This is a genomic window from Mobiluncus curtisii subsp. curtisii ATCC 35241 (genome assembly GCF_000146285.1).
Classification (GTDB): domain Bacteria; phylum Actinomycetota; class Actinomycetes; order Actinomycetales; family Actinomycetaceae; genus Mobiluncus; species Mobiluncus curtisii.
The window spans coordinates 317,777-337,237 of the sequence record NZ_GL385912.1 but is presented as its reverse complement, the minus strand read 5'-3'; the positions used below and the strand labels follow the sequence as shown (position 1 = coordinate 337,237).

17 protein-coding genes are annotated in these 19,461 nt (G+C 55.6%); 6 read left to right on the top strand and 11 right to left on the bottom strand.

Annotated features, from left to right (window positions below; translation table 11 throughout):
- Window positions 1-13 precede the first annotated feature (13 nt).
- A complete protein-coding gene (locus HMPREF0574_RS01500) occupies window positions 14-949 on the bottom strand; it encodes a transporter substrate-binding domain-containing protein (protein ID WP_004006903.1) in 936 nt (311 codons plus the stop codon).
- A 147-nt stretch (window positions 950-1,096) separates the two neighbouring features.
- Entirely contained in the window at window positions 1,097-1,810 is a 714-nt protein-coding gene (locus tag HMPREF0574_RS01495; protein ID WP_236585872.1) for a DUF4191 domain-containing protein, read from the bottom strand.
- A gap of 124 nt (window positions 1,811-1,934) precedes the next feature.
- Here HMPREF0574_RS01495 and HMPREF0574_RS01490 point away from each other — a divergent pair, with 124 nt between their 5' ends.
- Window positions 1,935-3,578, top strand: coding sequence for a protein kinase domain-containing protein (locus HMPREF0574_RS01490; RefSeq protein ID WP_004006901.1), 1,644 nt, complete (start codon window positions 1,935-1,937; stop codon window positions 3,576-3,578).
- Between the two features lie 23 nt (window positions 3,579-3,601).
- Here the strand turns inward: HMPREF0574_RS01490 and HMPREF0574_RS09885 are convergent, their stop codons facing one another.
- The 3 genes from HMPREF0574_RS09885 to HMPREF0574_RS01475 form a co-directional block, all read right to left on the bottom strand.
- Window positions 3,602-5,314, bottom strand: coding sequence for a biotin/lipoyl-containing protein (locus HMPREF0574_RS09885; protein ID WP_050748341.1), 1,713 nt, complete (start codon window positions 5,312-5,314; stop codon window positions 3,602-3,604).
- Window positions 5,315-5,352: 38 nt separating this feature from the next.
- Window positions 5,353-6,720 carry a dihydrolipoyl dehydrogenase gene (gene lpdA / locus HMPREF0574_RS01480; RefSeq protein WP_004006898.1) on the bottom strand — a complete coding sequence of 456 codons (1,368 nt, stop codon included), beginning with the start codon at window positions 6,718-6,720 and terminating at the stop codon, window positions 5,353-5,355.
- Window positions 6,721-6,821: 101 nt separating this feature from the next.
- On the bottom strand, window positions 6,822-8,255 hold the full coding sequence (locus tag HMPREF0574_RS01475; protein WP_004006897.1) for a leucyl aminopeptidase: 1,434 nt from the start codon (window positions 8,253-8,255) through the stop codon (window positions 6,822-6,824).
- 312 nt (window positions 8,256-8,567) lie between these two features.
- Between HMPREF0574_RS01475 and gap the strand changes: the two genes are divergently transcribed.
- The 3 genes from gap (at window position 8,568) to tpiA (ending at window position 11,641) form a co-directional block, all read left to right on the top strand.
- Window positions 8,568-9,575, top strand: a complete 1,008-nt coding sequence (gap, locus tag HMPREF0574_RS01470; protein WP_169760214.1) for a type I glyceraldehyde-3-phosphate dehydrogenase — start codon at window positions 8,568-8,570, stop codon at window positions 9,573-9,575.
- A 93-nt stretch (window positions 9,576-9,668) separates the two neighbouring features.
- Window positions 9,669-10,862: a phosphoglycerate kinase gene (locus tag HMPREF0574_RS01465; RefSeq protein WP_004006895.1), complete on the top strand. Its 1,194-nt coding sequence runs from the start codon at window positions 9,669-9,671 to the stop codon at window positions 10,860-10,862.
- A 2-nt stretch (window positions 10,863-10,864) separates the two neighbouring features.
- Window positions 10,865-11,641 carry a triose-phosphate isomerase gene (tpiA, locus tag HMPREF0574_RS01460; RefSeq protein WP_004006894.1) on the top strand — a complete coding sequence of 259 codons (777 nt, stop codon included), beginning with the start codon at window positions 10,865-10,867 and terminating at the stop codon, window positions 11,639-11,641.
- Between the two features lie 109 nt (window positions 11,642-11,750).
- Here the strand turns inward: tpiA and HMPREF0574_RS01455 are convergent, their stop codons facing one another.
- The 3 genes from HMPREF0574_RS01455 to HMPREF0574_RS01445 all read right to left on the bottom strand — a co-directional run bounded on the left by HMPREF0574_RS01455 (window position 11,751) and on the right by HMPREF0574_RS01445 (window position 14,363).
- A complete protein-coding gene (locus tag HMPREF0574_RS01455) occupies window positions 11,751-13,202 on the bottom strand; it encodes a hypothetical protein (RefSeq protein WP_236585873.1) in 1,452 nt (483 codons plus the stop codon).
- 190 nt (window positions 13,203-13,392) lie between these two features.
- On the bottom strand, window positions 13,393-13,887 hold the full coding sequence (locus HMPREF0574_RS01450; protein ID WP_004006892.1) for a fluoride efflux transporter FluC: 495 nt from the start codon (window positions 13,885-13,887) through the stop codon (window positions 13,393-13,395).
- On the bottom strand, window positions 13,884-14,363 hold the full coding sequence (locus HMPREF0574_RS01445) for a fluoride efflux transporter FluC (RefSeq protein WP_236585874.1): 480 nt from the start codon (window positions 14,361-14,363) through the stop codon (window positions 13,884-13,886). Before HMPREF0574_RS01445 ends, HMPREF0574_RS01450 begins: the two co-directional genes overlap by 4 nt.
- Window positions 14,364-14,437: 74 nt before the next feature.
- Between HMPREF0574_RS01445 and secG the strand changes: the two genes are divergently transcribed.
- Window positions 14,438-14,785, top strand: coding sequence for a preprotein translocase subunit SecG (gene secG, locus HMPREF0574_RS01440; RefSeq protein WP_004006890.1), 348 nt, complete (start codon window positions 14,438-14,440; stop codon window positions 14,783-14,785).
- 71 nt (window positions 14,786-14,856) lie between these two features.
- Here secG and tkt read toward each other — a convergent pair whose 3' ends face one another.
- Window positions 14,857-16,938 (bottom strand): transketolase, encoded by a 2,082-nt coding sequence (gene tkt / locus HMPREF0574_RS01435; protein WP_004006889.1) that lies wholly within the window; start codon window positions 16,936-16,938, stop codon window positions 14,857-14,859.
- Between the two features lie 96 nt (window positions 16,939-17,034).
- On the opposite strand from tkt, the gene HMPREF0574_RS01430 reads away from it, so the two are divergent.
- The gene (locus tag HMPREF0574_RS01430) at window positions 17,035-17,991 is read left to right on the top strand and encodes a tyrosine recombinase (RefSeq protein WP_004006888.1); all 957 of its coding nucleotides are present in this window, start codon (window positions 17,035-17,037) and stop codon (window positions 17,989-17,991) included.
- A 720-nt stretch (window positions 17,992-18,711) separates the two neighbouring features.
- Here the strand turns inward: HMPREF0574_RS01430 and HMPREF0574_RS09700 are convergent.
- On the bottom strand, window positions 18,712-18,924 hold the full coding sequence (locus HMPREF0574_RS09700) for a PIN domain-containing protein (RefSeq protein ID WP_172460971.1): 213 nt from the start codon (window positions 18,922-18,924) through the stop codon (window positions 18,712-18,714).
- 90 nt (window positions 18,925-19,014) lie between these two features.
- Complete coding sequence (locus HMPREF0574_RS09340; protein ID WP_211574966.1) at window positions 19,015-19,281, bottom strand: hypothetical protein; 267 nt, start codon at window positions 19,279-19,281, stop codon at window positions 19,015-19,017.
- Window positions 19,282-19,461 lie beyond the last annotated feature (180 nt).

Here is a 19,461-nt window from a genome sequence, read left to right as displayed (position 1 = left end):
GCGAGCTGAGGGGTTATTTCGCCTCGGAAGTTTTCAGCTCCACCGCGTCGTACAAGCCTGCGCCAGCGCCATAGTTATCCATGATTTCCCGCATTTTTCCTGATGCCAGCAGGGAATCCATCGCCGCTTTAATCGCGGCGGACAGTTGTTGATTTTTGTTATCTACCACAATCCCGATGGGGCTAGGGTCGAGAATCTGACCAATTTGCTCCATCTGACCGCGGGTTTGTTTCACGTAGTAAGACGTGACCGGATCATCGGCTAGCATAGCCTGATACTGACCCGAGATGACTTTCGGGAATACATTGGACAGCAGCTCTTCTTTTTGGATGTCTACCGGCGGTTTGCCGCTGGCTTCACACTGCTTGCTCAGTTTCGGCAACAGCTCAGTTTCCTGCAGGGTGCCGGTCTGCACTCCGACGGTTTTGCCACAGATGTCCTTGGGGTCAAAGCCCTGCGGGTTGCCCTTTGCCACCGCAAATAGGGAACCCATACGCATGTAAGCCAGCATGTCATAGTTTGCGACGCGCTCCGGTGTAACCGTGAACGAAGATGCCCCCAAATCGTAAGTCGTGCCAATCTTGGGCAGCAGAGCGCCGAACGCTTCGGTAGTGGTGGTGCCGTCATCCAGACCCATTGTCAGGGCGATAGCTTTTACCATGTCTACTTCATAGCCGGTGGGGGTGGTGCCGTCATCCAGCAAGAATTCCGCCGGAGCGTAGCTGGTAGAAGCGCCGTTGCGGAGCACGCCGCGTTCCTTTACCTCGGCGGGAACCATCGCCTCGACCTTGGGGTCAGGCTTTATCGTTGAAAAATCAAAAGTGGGGGCGGCGCTGGGTTGCGGATTATTAGCATCGTCACCGCCGGCATTTCCGGTAGAAGCGGTGGAGCATCCGGCTAAGCCCAAAGAGGCTGCAGCTAGAAGCATAGCAACGGAAAGACGACGCATGAGATTCTCCTTGTTGACGGTCGTGTAAATAAACTATCGGTATAAATTTACAGAGCTGTGCAACTTTATGCAAATCCCCGCGCATAAAAAATTCAGAAATTGTAACAGTTTTTCATCCCGCATGTCTGTGATAGTGGTGGATAAATTTTATCCGTACAAAGCGCGCCGATTAGGGCGAACTCGGTAAGGGTCAATTCCCTTGGGGATCGGCAGTCCCTGATTGCGGTGAATCGCCAGCAGTCGTTTTTGTACTGCGGGAATCTCATTTCGATTCAAAGCGCGTGGAGCTTTATACATGGTTTTCATCAAGTGTTCCAGGCGAACCTGACCATCTTCGGTGCCGCACTCTACGGCGTGTACCGGCACCTGCGCGACGACTCGCGTGGTCTTTTTCGTCTCATCGTTGAGCAGCTTGCTGGCGCGAGAGTGCGGTCCTTCACTAACCAGGAAAATCCCGCGGGGACCCACGAAACGCCATACCAAATCTTGATCCTTATTGACCGCCACAGGCTCTTCCTCAGCAAACCAGGACCGGCGCAGCAGCTGGCGCAGCGCGCCAACGCAGCCTTTCATCCCCTCAATCTGACGCAGCATAGCGCGGGACAAAAACGCGGAAATCCAAGCCATCGGCACGACCATCAGCACCAAAACAATGGTGATTGCGCCCATGACCCAGTGCTTGCCCACAATCATGTACCACACGGTTAACGCTTCTGCCACGACCAGCGTCGCCAAAATCGCCCACACAATCCACGGGAAGGACCGGTTCACGATGGTGAAAGAGTCCTTGAGATTCTGAAATATGTTGCGTTTCTTGCCGGATGCGTCGCCCCCGGTCACAGTGTTACTTTTCTTAGCCATCGCCTTTATCTTAGGGGATTTTTGCTTCAGGGGTAAACCGAGTTGCGCCATGGTAACAAAAGTTATCCACAGGTTTGAAGATGTCTGTTGATTTATGTTCCTTTGCTTAGATATATATTGTGGTATGGAACTTGTTGGTTATGTCGTATATGAACCGGTGGGGTTTGGTCAGAGCGGTCCCATGTGGAGAGTTGTCGATGAACAGGGCGGTACCCACGCGCTGCAGCTGTTGGGTGGGACTCTGCCGGCGCAGCTGGACTCGCGACTGCGAACACTGCGAAAGGTATCCTGTCCGAACCTGCTGAAATTGCACGAGTTGCGCAAACTGACCGATGGTCGTTACGTAGCAATTTTTGAGTATCTTGACGGGCAAGACCTCGAGGTCTTGCGAGCGGGGCGCGAGTTCAGCACGCCACAGGTCAACTTCATTGCTCTGTCTCTGGCGCGGGGTTTGGCAGCGCTGCACGAGGTCGGTTTGAGCCACGGGGACGTTTCGGCTGCCAATGTGATGGTGACGGCACAAGGTCGGGTGGTCTTGGTGGATCTGCTCGGTGACGTAGGGATGACTCGGGCTTTTAGCGCGCCGGAAACAGACGAGCTGGGCGGGAGTGGGGCAGCGGGGGAGTCGCCTCACCCAGCGGGGACATCCTCTGAAGGTTCCGGCGAGTCATTAGCAGCCAGACAAGCCGGCGATGTCTATGCGATGGCGCAGGTGTTGCTGGCATTGGGAATGGACGCGGGGCTTCTGAAAGCAGCGTTACATCCGGAGGGCAGGTCGCGTCCCTGCGCGGGGGAACTCGCCGATGCCTGGGAAAACTTGCCGTGTTGCGGCATTGACTTGCTGAGCGGGGCGGAGCTGATGGCGGCTCGAATGCGGGCGGCAGGACGCGATGTAGCGACGGAGCTGGTTTCGTCTTCGCGTCACCTGCGCCGACCGGGGTTCGGACAGGGGCAACGTCGCGAAATACGCCCTCCCAGCCCAATACTGCGCTGGGGATTGCCGGCTTTAATGGGAGCTGCACTGGCACTGGGCGCGGTCCTGTTCCCGCGCCTGGGGAATCTGCCTAATACTGCCCAAGCTCTCCCCGTGCAATCCACGACCCCAATCACGTCGCTACCCGCCGGAGACGAGGTAGTCAGCCCTGGGGCGGGACGAAAAAACAGCGCAAATGCACCTCACGCAGCGGACCACACTTCTGCGTTTCCTCACAATGTACCGACGCCATCGGAACGCCTTGCGGACCCGGCAGGTCCTGAAACTGCTTCGCCGGTGATGTCATCCACACCAGCAGCCACGCCGCCCACCAATCTGCTGCCCAATTCTGAGGGAGACCAGCCGCACCCACCAAGTTTGCGCGATCCCATCACGGATGACACCTCCGCCCAGGAAATCCTGCAGCAGCTACTGACCAAACGCGATACCGCCCTGATTCGTCAGGACCGGGCGGCTTTGGAAAAACTCAGTGTCAAAGATTCGATAGCTGGGTCTGCCGATGCGAGCTTACTGGCTGCTTTGCGGTCTAGCCAAGCTCAGATTGAAGGTTTATCCACCGCGGTGAAGTCGGCAACTATCGTGTCGGGAAATAAAAGCAACGCTGGCAAGAACACGCGTTCGGTACGTCTGCAAGTGACCCTGACACAAGGTGCCTACACTCAAATTGACCGTATCGGGAACCACCACCAGATTGCGGCAATTCCCGATACGGAATCTGAGATTCTGTTATCCGGCAATCCGTGGAAGATTGCTTCGGTGGTCCGACTTAATTGAGCCGGTTTTACATAATTCCGGCTCTAACCGATGTAGGCGAGGACGGTGCCGACGTCTACGGTTTCGTCTTCAGTGATGACGATTTGGGTGATGGTGCCAGCGATGGGGGAGGGAATCTCGGTGTCGACTTTGTCGGTGGAGACTTCCAGGAGAGGTTCGTCTAAGGCGACAGGGTCGCCGATGTTTTTCAGCCATTTGGTGACAGTGCCTTCGGTGACGGACTCACCCAGGGCTGGCATTTTAATGGGCTGACCTGTGCCATTCGCCGGGGAGACAGGAGTCTCCGGAGCCGCCGGTGCTGCTGGAACAGCTGGTGCTGCCGGAAACTCTGTAGTAGTTGGTACAGTTGGCGGAACCGGGGGAGCCGTGACAGTTGGGGCAACGGGAGCTGCGGGAGCGACTGATTTTGCTACCGGCGCGACTGGTGCAGCCGATTCTGCCGGAGCTGGTGGCACCGGCGTGGCATCTTTATGCGCGAAGGCTTCTGCCACTTCGGCAAAGAGTTGCGCCAGGCGAGCCATATCCAAATCTCCGCTCGGGGCAGCGGCACGGGGGACATCTGTAACGGGAACCGGTGGAGCCGGAACCTCAGGCGTAACCCGAGCTGGTGGCACCGGCGAATCCGGAACGGCGGGAACGGTCGGAGCCGGGGGAACCGGCGGTGTTACATCCGCAGGAGCCGGTGGCGTTGGTGAAACCTCTGGAGCTACAGGTGCCACGGGAGGCTGCGAATGGTCAGAAATGTTGCTAGCAGCGTCTAAAACATCTTGCTTGCGAATTCGTCCTCCCACCCCGGTGCCGTGCACCTTGCTGAGGTCAACGCCCTTTTCAGCAGCTAGCTTTCGCACAATTGGGGTGGCGTACTCTGCCTGATTATCGGCAGGTGTCGCCGGAACGGCAGGTGCTGCCAGCGGAGCCGGAGTAACCGAAGCCGGTGGAGTCACGGGGGCAGCTGGCGCTTTCGGTGTCTCAGCAACTATGGGAGCCGTCGATGCTGCGGGAACAGCTGGTGCTGTGGGGGCGGGTGGCGGTGTGGGGATTGCTGGTGCTGCCGGAAACTCTGTGGTGGTTGGTACAGTTGGCGGCACCGGTGGAATCGGTGGAATCGGTGGAACCGGTGGAACCGGTGGAATCGGTGGAATCGGTGGAGCCGTGACAGTTGGGGCAACGGGAGCTGCGGGAGCGACTGATGGTGTGACCGGCGCAACTGGTGCAGCCAATTCTACTGGAGCCGGCGGCACAGCGGGGGGAACCGGGGGCACCGGGGGAGTCGAAACAGTCGGTTCAGCCGGAGCTGGTGCCACTACCGGAGGCACCGGGGGAACCGGAACTTCTGCGGCCTTTGGAGGAATGGGGGGAATTGTCGGATAGGACCACTCAACCTGGGCGCCACCATTGCTGCCAGCGGTGACGGTGGAGGGAATCTCCGGATTCGGCAGCTCTGGCACTGTCGAAACTGCCGGGGCAACGGGAGCGACCGGGGTGGCACTGACCTCAGAAGCATCACCAACTTCAGCCAAAATGGTGCCCACATCGACTGTTTCGTCCTCTGGAACCAAAATCTTGGTCAGCACACCCGCAACGGGACTGGGTATCTCCGTGTCGACTTTGTCGGTGGAGACTTCCAGGAGGGGTTCGTCTAGGGCAACGGTGTCGCCGACGTTTTTCAGCCATTTAGTGACGGTACCTTCGGTTACCGATTCCCCAAGTGCGGGCATTGCAACTGATTGAGCCATGATTTCGTCCTTATCCTTTGATTGACTTTCCCGAAGTTTCAGCCGTGTAGCGGTTTCCCAGCCAAAGCCATCGCCGCTTCACCAATCATTTCGTTTTGGGTCGGGTGGGTGTGCATCAGGTAAGCCAAATCCTCTGCGTCAGCTTCCCAGTTCACAATGAGCTGACCCTCACCAATCTGTTCCCCGATGCGCTGACCCAGAGCATGAAATCCCACAATCGGACCGTCCTTGACCTGGATCAGTTTCACGAAACCAGCTGCTTTCAGCATTTGTGACTTCGCATTGCCCAGCATATTAGACTGCTTCGTGATGACATTGTCCGCGCCGTAAACTTCCTTAGCTTTCGCTTCAGTTAAGCCTACGGAGGCAATTTCGGGTTCGCAGAACGTCACGCGCGGAATGTTGTCATTGGGCACTACACGTGGTTGCAGTCCCGCGATTTCCTCAGCCACAAAGACCCCCTGCATAGTCGCCCGGTGCGCCAGCTGCAGACCGGGCACAATATCCCCGACTGCATAAATATTCCCCACACCGGTGTGCAAGCGCTCATTGGCTAGCACAAAACCACGATCCATCGGGATACCCTGCGCCTCATAACCCATATTTGCCGTGTTCGGTCCACGACCAATCGCCACCAGCAGATAATCCGCACGCAGCGTCTGACCGTCCTCCGTGTTGACCGTTACTCCGTACTCATCCTCTATGGCGTTTTGGAAACGAGTCCCGGTCATGAAATTAATCCCGCGAGACCGGAATGCCTTTTCTAATCCCTTAGAAACGTCCTCGTCCTCGTTAGGCACCAAGTGCGGCAAAGCCTCAACGATGGTGACGTCTGCCCCGAAAGACTTCCACATGGAGGCAAATTCGACGCCAATGACCCCGCCGCCCAAAATCACTACCGAATTGGGAACACGATCTAGGAACAGGGCGTGCTCGGAACCGATAATGCGCCCACCCAGGTTCATTCCCAAAGTCTTGGTGACGGAACCGGAGGCTAACACGATGTTCTGACCTTTGAGTACCCGGTCACCGGCAGTGACCGTATCAATCCCGCTAAGCACACCGCGAGAGTTGACGAACTCGACCTTGTGACTCTTAATCAACCCGGACAGACCGCGATGCATTTTGTTGATGATTCCGCTTTGGAATTCCCGCACTTTAGCCATATCGACACCGCCGTAAGCAGAAACGACGCCCCATTCCCCGGACTCATGCACGGTATCGGCGACTTCCGCCGCCCTGAGCAAAGCCTTGGTAGGAATGCAACCGCGATGCAGGCAGGTGCCACCGACTTTGTCCGCTTCGACCAGAGCCACGCTCATGCCCAGCGAAGTCGCCCGCAAAGCACAGGCGTAACCGCCATTTCCGCCGCCCAAAATCACTACATCGTATTGTTCTTCGCCCAATGTTTAACTCCAGTCTGTCATAGGAACAAATGCCAGCAAGTTCATTCTTTCACTAAATGTTTTTCATGTGCTAATGCCCACAAAGTGAGAGAAAATCGCAGCTAGCGTCCCATCTCGGCGATGACTTCCAGCAAGGTGCGCACTCCGTAACCGGTGCCACCTTTCGGGGTATATCCCCAGGCGGAGCCAGTATTAAAACCTGGACCAGCGATGTCGATATGTGCCCACGGTGTATCACCAACGAACTGTTTCAAGAAGATTCCTGCTACCAACATGCCAGCCTCGCGTTTCGAGGAAGAATTCGCGATGTCAGCCACATCAGAATGCAAGTGTTCCAACAGGTAATCGGGTAGCGGTGCGGTCCAAGCCGGTTCCCCAACCTTTACGGAGGCGTCGCGTATCCGATCCTTTTGACAGCCCATTACCCCGGCAATTCGGGTCCCAAAAGCGATTCTCTGGGCGCCGGTCAGAGTCGCCATGTCGATTACCAAGTCGGGATGCTGTGCAGTCGCCATGGTCAAACCGTCTGCCAGCACCAGGCGCCCTTCCGCATCTGTGTTAGTAATCTCCACGGTTTTCCCGCTTCTCATGGTGATAACGTCATCAACCCGCGAGGCATTCCCGCTGACCAGATTTTCTGCCAAGCACAGCCACGCCGTGACCGTAACCGGCAGGCGCATTTCCGCTGCCGCCAAGCACACCGCTCCCATGGTGGCGGCGCCGGTCATATCGGACTTCATGGTGAGCATCGAAGAGCTCGGTTTCAAGCTGTAGCCACCGGAATCAAAAGTAATGCCCTTACCGACCAGCGCGACATGTGCTTTGGCGCCTTCGGGGGCGTAGGTCAACTTCACCAGGCAGGGTTTGCGTTTGGAGCCTTTCCCTACCGCGACGAGTCCGCCAAAGCCCTGGTCCTTGAGATCGTGGTAATCCCACTTCTCAAAGCTCACCGGCAAGTTCTTGCTGGCTTTTTTGAAAGCCTGAGCCATAGAATCGGGATACAGCTCCAAGGGCGAGGTATTTACCAGGTCACGGACTCGCGTCACCGCTTTGATAGTGGCTTGCAACTGGGAGTACTCAGTTTCGGTGAGAGCATCACCAGACGGAAAGTACAGCGTCTGCAGAGTTTTAGCGGGGTTGGACTGATATTTGGCGAAACGATAGGCTCCCAGAAGTGCCCCCTCTAGCGTGGCGAGGACTTCCTCCCGGTTCTTTGTGGGGAAAGAAAAAGCAAGTTCTTCACTGGTGATGCTGCGGGTTACGTTGCCGGCAGCTTCACGGAAGTTCTGGAGCGTGTCGGCAGGAGTATTCGGGGAACCGACCCCGGCAAACACGACAAAGTCGGCGGAAAAGTCATGTGGGGAGGGGACTCTATTGACTTCTCCGAGTTTTCCGGTCATCCCGGCGGCGCGGGCAAAATCCAGCAGGGCGGGGAAAGTAGGAACCTGCAGCTCATCGCCTTTTTTGGTGACTGCCAGCACCAGGGGAGTGTACAGAGCGGACAAATCTTTAGAAAAAACATCAATGTTGGTCATACCTGAATCCTACGTCCTTTTTAGGTTGGTTTGCGGTTTTATCTCCATGCCCAGCAGTACCGGCTGATGCGGTGCGAATCACCGAAAGAGGGCGTCACGAATTAATAAAACATGTTTTTTGTGCAGGTTCTGGCGCAAAAGAGTGAAATTAACCAGAAATTAACCGCGATTTTTGATGATTTATAGGGGCGTTTCGGGTAGGTTTTAAGGGCTGGTCGACATTTTGACCGGGTTCCGCAGTGCATTCACTGCTGGGATTAATATCTAAAGGACCTACATGTGCACGAGAGATTGCACAAGATGGAGGAAACTGTGACTGTCCGTGTTGGTATTAATGGCTTTGGCCGTATTGGTCGTAACTTCTTCCGCGCTGCCCTGGAGCAGGGCGCGGACATCGAGATTGTTGGCGTGAACGATTTGACCGACAACCACACCTTGTCTCACCTGTTGAAATACGATTCGGTGACCGGTCGCCTGGGCAAGGACGTCACCTATGATGACGATTCCATCACCGTTGACGGCAAGAAGTTCGCGGCTATGGCTGAGCGCGATCCTTCGAAGTTGCCCTGGGGTGATTTGGGCGCGGATATCGTGATTGAATCCACCGGTTTCTTTACCGATGGTGACGCGGCTCGTGCGCACATCAATGCTGGCGCCAAGAAGGTCATTATTTCTGCTCCTGCCAAGGGCAATGTGGACGCGACTTTCGTCATGGGCGTGAACCACGAAACTTACGATCCGGCAAAGCATAACGTGGTTTCTAACGCTTCTTGCACCACGAACTGCCTGGCTCCGATGGCTAAGGTCCTGGACGATGAGTTCGGTATTGAATACGGCTTGATGACCACCATCCACGCCTACACCGGTGACCAGCGCATTCACGACGCTCCGCACAAGGACCTGCGTCGCGCCCGCGCTGCGGCTCAAAACATTGTTCCGACCTCCACCGGTGCTGCCCGTGCGGTTGCCCTGGTGCTTCCCCAGTTGAAGGGCAAGCTCGACGGTTACGCCCTGCGCGTGCCGGTAATCACCGGTTCTGTTACCGATTTGAGCTTTATCCCGAAGAAGTCTTGCTCCATTGATGACATCAATGCCGCTATGAAGGCTGCCGCTGAGGGCTCGTTGAAGGGCATTTTGGATTACAACGACGATGGCATCGTCTCCACCGACATCGTTACCGATCCGCACTCCTCGATTTACGATGCTCCTCTGACCAAGCAGATTGACAACATGATTAAGTGTGTGTCCTGGTACGACAACGAATGGGGCTACTCCAACCGCGTGGTCGACCTGGCCATGTTCATGGGCAAGCAGCTCTAATTTTGGGGTCTTGAGTTGAGATAGGACGCCTGCATTTCTCTGTGACTTGCGGGCGTCCTTTCGCATCCTCAGAGTGTATAAGGAAGGAAAAATATGCTGAAAACTATTGATTCCTTGGGAGATTTGAACGGTAAGCGCGTTTTGGTGCGCTGCGACTTTAATGTGCCCCTCAAGGAAGGCAAGATTACTGACGATGGGCGTATTCGCGCGGCTCTGCCCACCTTGCAAAAGTTGCTGGACAGTGGCGCCAAAGTCATCACTATGGCGCACTTGGGGCGTCCCAAAGGTCAGGTCATGCCCGAATTTTCTCTGGCTCCGGTGGTGCAGCGACTCGCTGAGTTGATTGGGGTCAAAGTCACTTTAGCCCAGGACACGACCGGTGCGGACGCGAAAGCAAAAGCTGAGGCCCTCGCGACCGGTGAAATCTTGATGTTGGAAAATGTCCGCTTTGACCCTCGTGAAACCTCGAAAGATGACGCTGAACGTGCTGCTTTTGCCGCGGAAATGGCGGCGTTGGCTGACTGCTATGTGTCCGATGGCTTCGGGGTAGTACACCGCAAGCAAACCTCGGTCTATGACGTGGCGAAACTGCTGCCCGCAGCAGCCGGTTTCCTGGTGTTAAAAGAGATTGAATCGCTGCGTAAAGCTACCGACAACCCGGAACGCCCCTACACGGTAGTGCTGGGAGGCTCGAAAGTTTCCGATAAGCTCGGCGTTATCGCGAATCTGTTGACGAAAGCTGACTCCCTGCTGATTGGGGGAGGAATGACCTACACTTTCCTGGCGGCACAAGGATATGCGGTAGGCAAGTCCCTGCTGGAAGCTGACCAGATTGACACCGTGAAAAGCTACCTGGACCAGGCAAAACAAAACGGGGTTGAACTGGTGTTGCCGGTTGACGTTGTGGTGACGCCCGAGTTTAAACCTGATGGGCCAACCACCGTAGTGGCTGCTGATGCTATCCCTGAAGACCAGATGGGGCTGGATATTGGACCGAAATCGCGCGAACTCTTTGCTGCCAAGATTGCTGAATCAAAGACCGTCGCGTGGAACGGACCGATGGGCGTGTTTGAGTTCCCGGCATTCGCGGGTGGTACCAAAGCGGTAGCAAAGGCAATGCAGGACGGCACGGCCTTTAGCATCGTTGGCGGCGGAGACTCCGCGGCGGCGGTGCGCCAACTGGGCTTTGATGAGTCCAAGTTCAGCCACATCTCTACCGGTGGTGGAGCATCACTAGAATTGTTGGAGGGCAAAGTCTTGCCCGGTATTGAAGTATTGGAGGCCTAAGCATGGCACGTATTCCCCTGATGGCAGGCAACTGGAAGATGAACCTCGACCACCTCGAGGCAATTCAGTTGGTCAATCAGCTGAACCTTGATCTGCAAGATCATCGTCACGACTTTAGCAAAGTAGAGGTGGCAGTCATTCCGCCGTTTACCGACATTCGTTCGGTGCAAACCACCATCGACGGCGACGACATGAAAATTAAGTATGGCGCTCAAGACGTCTCCACTCACGACAACGGTGCCTACACCGGCGAAGTGTCCACCGCGATGCTGACCAAGCTGGGCTGCACCTACGTGGTAGTGGGGCACTCGGAACGCCGCGAATATCACCAGGAAAGCGACGCCGTCGTTAATGAAAAGGCGCGCAAGGTTCTGGCGGCAGGTATGGTGCCGATTGTTTGCTGTGGCGAGGCTTTGGAGGTGCGCAAGGCAGGAAAGCACGTCGAGCACGTCTTGGCACAGATTGCAGCGGCTTTTGACGCTATTCCCACCCCGGATGCCGCCAAGTGCGTGGTTGCCTACGAACCTATCTGGGCGATTGGCACGGGCGAGACCGCGACCCCGGAAAACGCCGAGGAAGTTTGTGGGGCTATCCGAGCCAAGCTTGCAGAGCTTTACGGTCAGGAAACCGCTGAGGGAATCCGCGTCCTCTACGGCGGTTCGGTGAAATCCGCGAACGTGGCGGAGCTCATGGCTCAACCCAACGTGGACGGCGGCCTGGTCGGCGGCGCTTCTCTGAAGGCTGAAGAATTCGGGAAAATCTGCCGCCTCGGCGAGTAACGCCACGGCACACACCCTAAACTTTCCCGGGGAGGCTATTGATAACCAGTAGCCTCCCCGGGAAAGTTTTTATGATTCTGAGCCAGTCATCACCGCCTGAGCGGTAAAGCTATTTAGAGTATTTCAGATTCAATCTCTTAACCTCGTCGGCTTTGCCTAGTTTGAACAGGGCGTGAGCAAGCTCATTTTGGGTTATCTCATTGCCAACTACCATGTGAGGGAGGTATTTCTGGGTAATTAACGCCTTTCGTTCATCAGCTGTCAACTTTTGTGGAGCGCGATCCTTAGGGATTCCCGTGCTCGCTTCGTCATCATTAGACCATTGCAACAGGTTCAATATGGTCAGATTCTTGGGGTTGTTGAGCGGCTCGAACCTGAACCCATAAAAGTTTTTAGTCGCCAAAGCTTTCGCGAATGCGTCGACTTTCTTAAAAGCGTTTTTTGTCCCCAGAGTTTCAGCATCGTGATACATGACTCCGAGCAAAGACTTTTGAGAATCGGACAGTTTATCGGCAAATAGCGCTAGGCGTGGAGCATATTTCTCAAAGGTCTTGGTCCCCGCAGCGAGAACCTTTGGGTCCAATTTATCCGCGACTTTTTTCATTGACTCGTCCACAGCTGGGCTTTGGTCATATTCGAGATCACTATGTCTCTTGTGTACGCTCGCTGCTTCATCGAATCGGCTCAAAATGGCTTTGAGACCGTCAGAGAATTTGTCAACTGCCGAGGTATCCTCCATATCGACAATAAAGCTTTCCCAATCATGTTGAAAGGCTTTAAGGTCTAGACGTTGCAAATCCGAATTTTGAGCTGCTCTTTGATCGTTAATCGCCCGTACGGAACGTTGCCCTTCCTCGGTTCCTTTCATAGCCCAACGAGTAAACCCTTTATCGATTATCGCACTGGAAAAATCCTCCAGCTTTCGGTAAAAAGAGCGCCCCGCAAAATCAGAAGAGGCTAAGAATCGACCATTAGGGACCGAACTGTCGTTTTTGCCAGACGGCACGGACTCGCCCCCGGACTTCATGACCTGAGAGAACATTTCTTTGATATCAGCCTTAATGCCGCGTTCTTCAGAGCTTGAAAGCCAGAGTTTTTCGCTTCCTTTATAGCCTCGCACCCAGCCAGATTGCACCAAATCCGCATCCCCAGCTGAGACAATAGAAGCTGCATTACTAATCAGCGCCACACAGTCATCAGCAAAGGCTGAAACTCGATCTCGCATCGCGGTATCGAGAGCGTCAATCAACTTCGCTTGATTGGCTTTGTAGGTTTCATCAGTTTGTCCAGCCTTAATTATTAAATCGCGTCGCCGAACATATTCTTTTGCGAAAGCGTTTAAAGAATTATCGGCACGGCGCAGAATGTTGTCTACGCTCGAAAAGTCCTTGAAAGCTGCTGCTGCCAATTTAGCGGCATCACTAATTTCTATATTGTCAGTAATCAGTGAACCCAGATTTAGACTATCGACCTTGAAACTCGGTGCTGAGTTTATCTGGGTGGAATTAACCATCAAATAATCTGGGGGAGGAGTATGAGTTCTAATGCTAAAAACGTCCATGTTAACTTCCCTCACTTTCGCTTCATCTTGTACAGAGCGCGATGGCGCAATTTTACGTCTAGATTCCGCAAAAGTACAGGTTTTTTATGTGCTTAGATGTGACATACTCCGGCGCGCAGATGCCCGACCCCCAGCCCACCAGAAGTCCTCTTGGTGTCGTGTTCGAACTGGCGTTTTGTCGCCGGCACCCCTAGGAATGCAAGTTCGGCAGGACGAAAACGCCGGTATTCAGCGCCACGCCTGCCAGCGCCGCGCCGATACAGACAAAAATGACCACACCAATTAGTAGCGTGGCTTTCATGGCGTAACCCAAGTCAAACTGGGGTTTCCAGGTATAGCCGATAGTGTCCATGATGGCGGTGGAAAAGGTCGTGTAGGCACCCAGGAAACCGGCTTGCAGCACGTCCGCCACCGTGTGCGTGGGCAGCTGCGCTTGCAAAGGTCCACTCATGACAACATCGAGCCACGGCGCGGTCGCGACCCAGCCCACCAGGAAACACCCCGTGACGTTAACGAAAATAATTCCCCAGCCACCCCACAAGCGTTTTCCGGTCACGGTTTCACTGGGGTGTTTGGTGCTGCATCGGTCGCGTAACTTGTCGATAAAGTGCGTGGTCATCTTATCCATGCCAAAGCGGGCAATGGCGCCCAGTCCTCCACCGAGAGCTATCAACAGGGGAATCATGCCAACCTCCCGTCATCGCCAGACACGAAAGCCCGCCGAGTCCCCAGCCACAGCGCAAATAGCCCGAGCGGCAGAGACACAGCAAACATCGCCAATAATTCCAGCAGGTGACTCAAATGAAACTGCTGATAGACCACTATCTGCCAGACTGGACCCCCGTACGTTCCCAGACCTCCGCAAAAACCCGTGCCGATTAACAATTTCAGGGCTTGGGAATGACGCCGATGTGGATTGGACACTAAACGACCCGTTAAATATGCCAGTACCAGCACCGACAGTAGGTTCAATATCCAGGTGTCGATGTTGACTCCGCCGCCCCCGACAATGCTTTGACACATTCCCCGGCATATTGGCGACGTGGCGACACCGTGAGCCGCTAAAGACCCACCCCATCGCAGCATCGCGCCTAGTGCCCCGCCGATAAAGACAACGAGAGTGGCATTGAGAGCCGATAAATCTTTGGGTGTTGCGGGCACGAAACTATCTTAATACCTGGGTCGTGGTATCATTGCAAGGCTGAGTTCATGAACTGATAAACGCAGAGGAAAACATGTTATTTGCTTTCAACATTGTGGCGCAGGTGCTTTTGGTCATTACTTCGCTGCTGCTGATATTGTCCATTTTGATGCATAAGGGTCAAGGTGGTGGCATGTCCGATATGTTCGGCGGCGGCTTGACCTCGGCAATGTCCTCTTCTGGTGTGGGTCAGCGCAATCTGAATATTTTGACCGTTGTGGTGTCCCTAGTGTGGCTTTTTGCCATCGTGCTGTTTGCATTCACTATGGATAAACCGGCAGCGCCCGACGCCAAAGGAAACCACGCGCCTACCGCGCCGGTTACGGCTCCTGCCAACCCGACTCCGGCATTGCCGACCAGTCCCGCTCCGGCTCAAAAGTAAGTCACGTTTAAACTTAAAAGTGGAAGCCCCGGAATATATCCGGGGCTTCCACTGGTTTCTGGGACCTTTGCTTAGGCTTTAACCAAGCTCTCTTTGGCTTTCGCGACTACGTTTTCCACGGTGAACCCGAAGTGGGCAAAGTTATCCGCACCACTTGCCGGGGTACCAAACGTTTCCACCGAGACGGCTGTCCCCGCGTCGCCCAGATAGCGATACCACGGCATCGCCAGTCCAGCCTCGATGGACACCCGGGCTCGGATTGACGTCGGCAAAACCGATTCCCGATAAGCTGCGTCCTGTTCCTCGAACCACTCCAGGCAAGGCAGAGAAACCACTCGTGCCACCACGCCTTCCTCCGCTAGCTTCTCGCCAGCCTGCAGAGCCAGAGCGACCTCGGAACCGGTCGCCAGCAAAATGACCGCGGGATTGTCCCCAAAGTCTTTCAGCACGTAACCACCGCGCGCCACATTTTTTGCACTCGCCAAGCCGGTGTCTGCCCCGCGGGCAGGATTGGGCAGCTTTTGACGGCTCAGCGCCAACCCTGCCGGACCGCGTCGCCGCATGATTTCTAACCAGGCATACGCGGTTTCCGCGCCGTCCGCAGGACGTACCACCGCCAGGTTCGGAATAGCGCGCAAGCTGGTCAGCGTCTCTACCGGCTGGTGAGTCGGCCCATCCTCACCGACCCCGATAGAATCGTGGGTCCATACGTAAGTGACCGGCAGCTTCATCAACGCCGAGAGGCGCACCGCCCCGCGCATAAAGTCTGAGAATACCAGGAAAGTACCCGCGTAGGGACGGGTCAAACCGCTGGTAGCGATGCCGTTGAGAATCCCTGCCATAGCGTGCTCGCGCACCCCAAAATGCAGATTACGCCCCCATTCGCTAACGTTCGTCCACGCCTTCGTGGCGCGGTCGGCAGGAGCAAAAGACGACTCGTCAGCAATGGCAGTGTTATTGGAACCTGCCAAGTCCGCGCTGCCGCCCCACAACTCGGGCAGCACGCCTGCCAAAGCGTTGATGACTTTGCCGGAGGCGGCGCGGGTGGCGATTGCGCTGCCGGGCTCGAACTGCGGCAGTGCTGATTCCACGTCGGCGGGCAACTTCCCATCCTGTAGACGCTTCAGCAAGGCAGCCTGCTGCGGGTGGGATTGCTGCCAGGTGGCAAAGCGCGGGTCCCATTCGGAGCGGAATGCCTGTGCCCGTTTCGCGACGTTTTCCCTGGTCGCGGCAACAATTTCGGCAGGAATGTCGAACATCTTTGTGGGGTCCAGCCCCAGCGCGGCCTTAAGACCCTCCAGCTCTGAAGCGCCCAGAGCGGAGCCGTGAATGCCCCCCTGGTTCTGTTTGTTCGGCGACGGCCAGCCAATAATGGTACGCAACTTAATGATTGAGGGTTTGCGCGTTTCGGCTTTTGCAGTCTCGAAAGCGGCAAACAGAGCCTCCAGGTTTTCCACGTAAGACCCGTCGTCTTGCAACCAGGACACTTCTTGGTAGTGCCAACCCTGAGATTCAAACCGGGCGCGAATATCCTCCGTGAAAGCAATCTCAATATCGTCCTCAATAGAAATCCGGTTTTCATCATACAGATAGATGAGGTTTCCGAGTTCCTGAGTACCCGCCAGGGACATCGCCTCGTAACTGATGCCTTCTTGCAGACAGCCGTCTCCGGATACCACATAAATATGATGGTCAAAGGGGCTTTCGCCGGGTGCTGCGTCTGGGTCCAGCAGTCCGCGCAAGCGTCGCTGTTCCATAGCCATCCCGACCGCTGCCGCTATGCCGGTGCCCAAAGGTCCGGTGGTCACTTCCACACCCGGCTGGTGACGGTATTCAGGATGACCGGTCAACAGCCCGCCCGATTGACGGAACCGTTTCAGATCCTCCAACTCTATCCCGTAGCCAGCCAGAAACAGCTGGACATACTGCAGTGCCGAGGCGTGCCCGGCACTCAAAACGAAACGATCTCGACCCAACCACCAGGGGTCTGCCGGGTCACTGCGCATCACATATTGATAGAGCAGGTAAGCAGCGGGGGCTAAAGAAATCGGGGTTCCCGGATGCCCATTACCGGCGTTTTCCACTGCGTCTGCCGCCAGAGCTTTGGCAGCTTTAATAGCTTGTTTGTCTAGCTCACTTGCCACAAAAGACATAACTCATCACCTAAAATATCGGAAAGTTGGATAGATACTCGCGGAATTTGTCCCACCACTCGATACTATAAAAAAACCGGGCGAAAGGGGGAATACATGGGCTCACGACCTGCCCCCGATTTCATGTGTCCCGAACTGTTGAATCCTCAACCCTACCTGGACTATCTGGCGGTGGAGCGCGGTGCCTCCCCGCATACCGTGGCGGCATATACCAGGGATTTGCGTCGTTACATCACGTTCCTGATTGCTAACGGTGTCAACAGTCTCGATGAAGTCACCTTGCCGGTATTGGAGTCGTTTGCGCGAGCCCTAGAAGCGGGTTTTGGCGATTATGCCGCGGTGGCGCCCTCCTCGGCGCGCCGTGTCATCGCTAGTGTACGCTCTTGGCATCGCTATGCTTATGAAACCGGGGTTGTTCGCGCCAATCCGACAAAAGGTATCGCACCAGCCAAAGTCGGCGCTCATCTGCCCACGGTGTTGACGGTGGAAGAAGTCCAAACGTTGCTGGAGGCCGCGAGCGCGCCCGGTGACGACAATGCGCTGCGAGATCGGGCGTTGTTGGAATTTCTCTATGCGACGGGAGCCCGAATTTCTGAGGCGGTTAATCTGGCGGTGGATGATATTAATCTCGATGAGGAAATTCCGCTGGTCCGACTGTTCGGCAAGGGTCGTAAGGAACGCCTGTCCATGTTGGGTCACCTCGCCAAAGATGCCCTGGAAGCATACCTGGTGCGGGTGCGTCCGCGTTTGGCAGAAAAAGGTCGTTCACAAGGGCGGGTCTTTTTGAATACTCTGGGGCGACCCCTCAGTCGGCAAAGTGCCTGGGCGATCATCCAAGCCGCGGCGCAGCGCGCTCAGATTACCGTTCCGGTTGGCCCACATACTCTGCGACACTGCTTTGCTACGCACCTGTTGCAAGGTGGCGCGGACGTCCGCGCGGTACAGGAATTGCTCGGCCACGCCTCGGTCACCACCACTCAGATTTATACGAAAGTCTCGAACGACATGCTCCGGGAAGTCTACGCTTCGGCACATCCGCGTGCGCGATGGTGAAGTATCGGTCTTCGTTGGGCGCTTCGTCGCGGGGGCGCTCGCGAGAGGCGGAAGGGGGAGTACCCCCTCGCGTTTTGCGCGACTATTGTCGCAAAACTCTCACCCCCCAGCCTCTCGCTGAGTCGCCCCCTTGCTCCGGTCGCGCCCAGCATCCTGGTTCGGCTTGCGTTCATGGTGCGTAATACAGTGAGTCTGGTTTGGTGTGTCCGGTGCGTGAATGACCGATTTCGGTTCGGTTTGGCGCAACTCAATCACTTCGGAAACGTGTCTACCAGGGGTTTTAGAAATTCTTGGTGGGGTAATGGCGTGTTTTTTTGGTTTGAAATCGGTCGTTCGTGCATATGCCCTCTGCCGAGGTATCGCTTTTAGTGGAGGCGCTGAGTCGCCTCCCTTGCTCTGGTCGCGCCCGACACCAAGTTTGCTTGCGTTGGGTGATAAAGGGTGGGATTTGGGCTGTAGCTGCCAATAATGGCAGCTACAGCCCAAATCCCCCTAGTTATCTACACTGACGGTGCCCTGAGCTTCTCGAAGTAACTGGGATAAAAACTATTTATAACGCGTAGGTATGTCATATATGGCACACCGACGCAAATTAATAGGGTTGAGCCTGCCGGTCGGAAACCTCGGGGCGTAAACCTGGGTGAAAACAGTGCGCACTGAACCAGTCGGCGCATTGCCGTCGGGAGTAATGAAAACGCCGCGACAAAGGTTCTGAGCCGTCTATTGAATCAGAAATGTTGCGTCTGGGCGTAGGGAGGCAATGCCTTGGTCGAAAGTTGCCAGCAAGGCATCGTGATGCTGTGCGAGCTCGGTCAAGTAAACATCGGTAACTTGGCGGTGTCCCTGAACTCCTGTCCAGTCGGCATTGTCGTAGTGTAGGTCGTCAGGGATTCTCTGCACTTTGGGAATAGCGCGCCCTCCGTGATGGGACACAGCAGGACTGTATCCGCCTGTGCAAACCAGCGCAGAACCACATCGTGATGTTGGTGGGTGCTGACATTGAAAGCTATCAGCGCATTGGCGTCAATCAGGTAGTTCGTCATCTTCGTCTTGCGCTAGGAGTGCCTTGACTTCCGCGGAAGTTACCGTGTGTCCTAGGGAAAGCGATGACCATCCGGTATTGGGGTCTTTCACGACCCTAAACGGGGGAGGCGTTGGGGTGAATCGCACGGAGGCGATGCCCTCACGGATAAAACTGGCAGCTAAGTCGCTGGAGTCGACACCGCGTGCAGAAGCGAGTTGGCTAACTTTCTCTGCCAAGTCAGGGGGTAATTCCACGGTGGTACTCATATGTTAATTATCGCAAACACGGGTTTATCGCACAAGGGTGGTGTTCGCTGTGGGTGCTTCGTCGCTGAGTCGCCCTCCTGCTCCGGTCGCGCCCGATACCCAGTTCGGGTTGCGTTTGCAGGTGGTGTTTGCTGGTGGTGGGTGGTGTGTGGGTGGGCTTGGTGGCAGTGGTGGAGCCGT

Coding starts and splice junctions, on each gene's coding strand:
- HMPREF0574_RS01430 (WP_004006888.1), top strand. CDS start 17,035: ATGGGCTCACGACCTGCCCCCGATTTCATGTGTCCCGAACTGTTGAAT.
- HMPREF0574_RS01450 (WP_004006892.1), bottom strand. CDS start 13,887: ATGATTCCCCTGTTGATAGCTCTCGGTGGAGGACTGGGCGCCATTGCC.
- HMPREF0574_RS09885 (WP_050748341.1), bottom strand. CDS start 5,314: ATGGCTCAATCAGTTGCAATGCCCGCACTTGGGGAATCGGTAACCGAA.
- tpiA (WP_004006894.1), top strand. CDS start 10,865: ATGGCACGTATTCCCCTGATGGCAGGCAACTGGAAGATGAACCTCGAC.
- HMPREF0574_RS01490 (WP_004006901.1), top strand. CDS start 1,935: ATGGAACTTGTTGGTTATGTCGTATATGAACCGGTGGGGTTTGGTCAG.
- tkt (WP_004006889.1), bottom strand. CDS start 16,938: ATGTCTTTTGTGGCAAGTGAGCTAGACAAACAAGCTATTAAAGCTGCC.
- HMPREF0574_RS01495 (WP_236585872.1), bottom strand. CDS start 1,810: ATGGCTAAGAAAAGTAACACTGTGACCGGGGGCGACGCATCCGGCAAG.
- HMPREF0574_RS01455 (WP_236585873.1), bottom strand. CDS start 13,202: ATGGACGTTTTTAGCATTAGAACTCATACTCCTCCCCCAGATTATTTG.
- HMPREF0574_RS01475 (WP_004006897.1), bottom strand. CDS start 8,255: ATGACCAACATTGATGTTTTTTCTAAAGATTTGTCCGCTCTGTACACT.
- secG (WP_004006890.1), top strand. CDS start 14,438: ATGTTATTTGCTTTCAACATTGTGGCGCAGGTGCTTTTGGTCATTACT.
- HMPREF0574_RS09340 (WP_211574966.1), bottom strand. CDS start 19,281: ATGAGTACCACCGTGGAATTACCCCCTGACTTGGCAGAGAAAGTTAGC.
- HMPREF0574_RS01500 (WP_004006903.1), bottom strand. CDS start 949: ATGCGTCGTCTTTCCGTTGCTATGCTTCTAGCTGCAGCCTCTTTGGGC.
- HMPREF0574_RS01465 (WP_004006895.1), top strand. CDS start 9,669: ATGCTGAAAACTATTGATTCCTTGGGAGATTTGAACGGTAAGCGCGTT.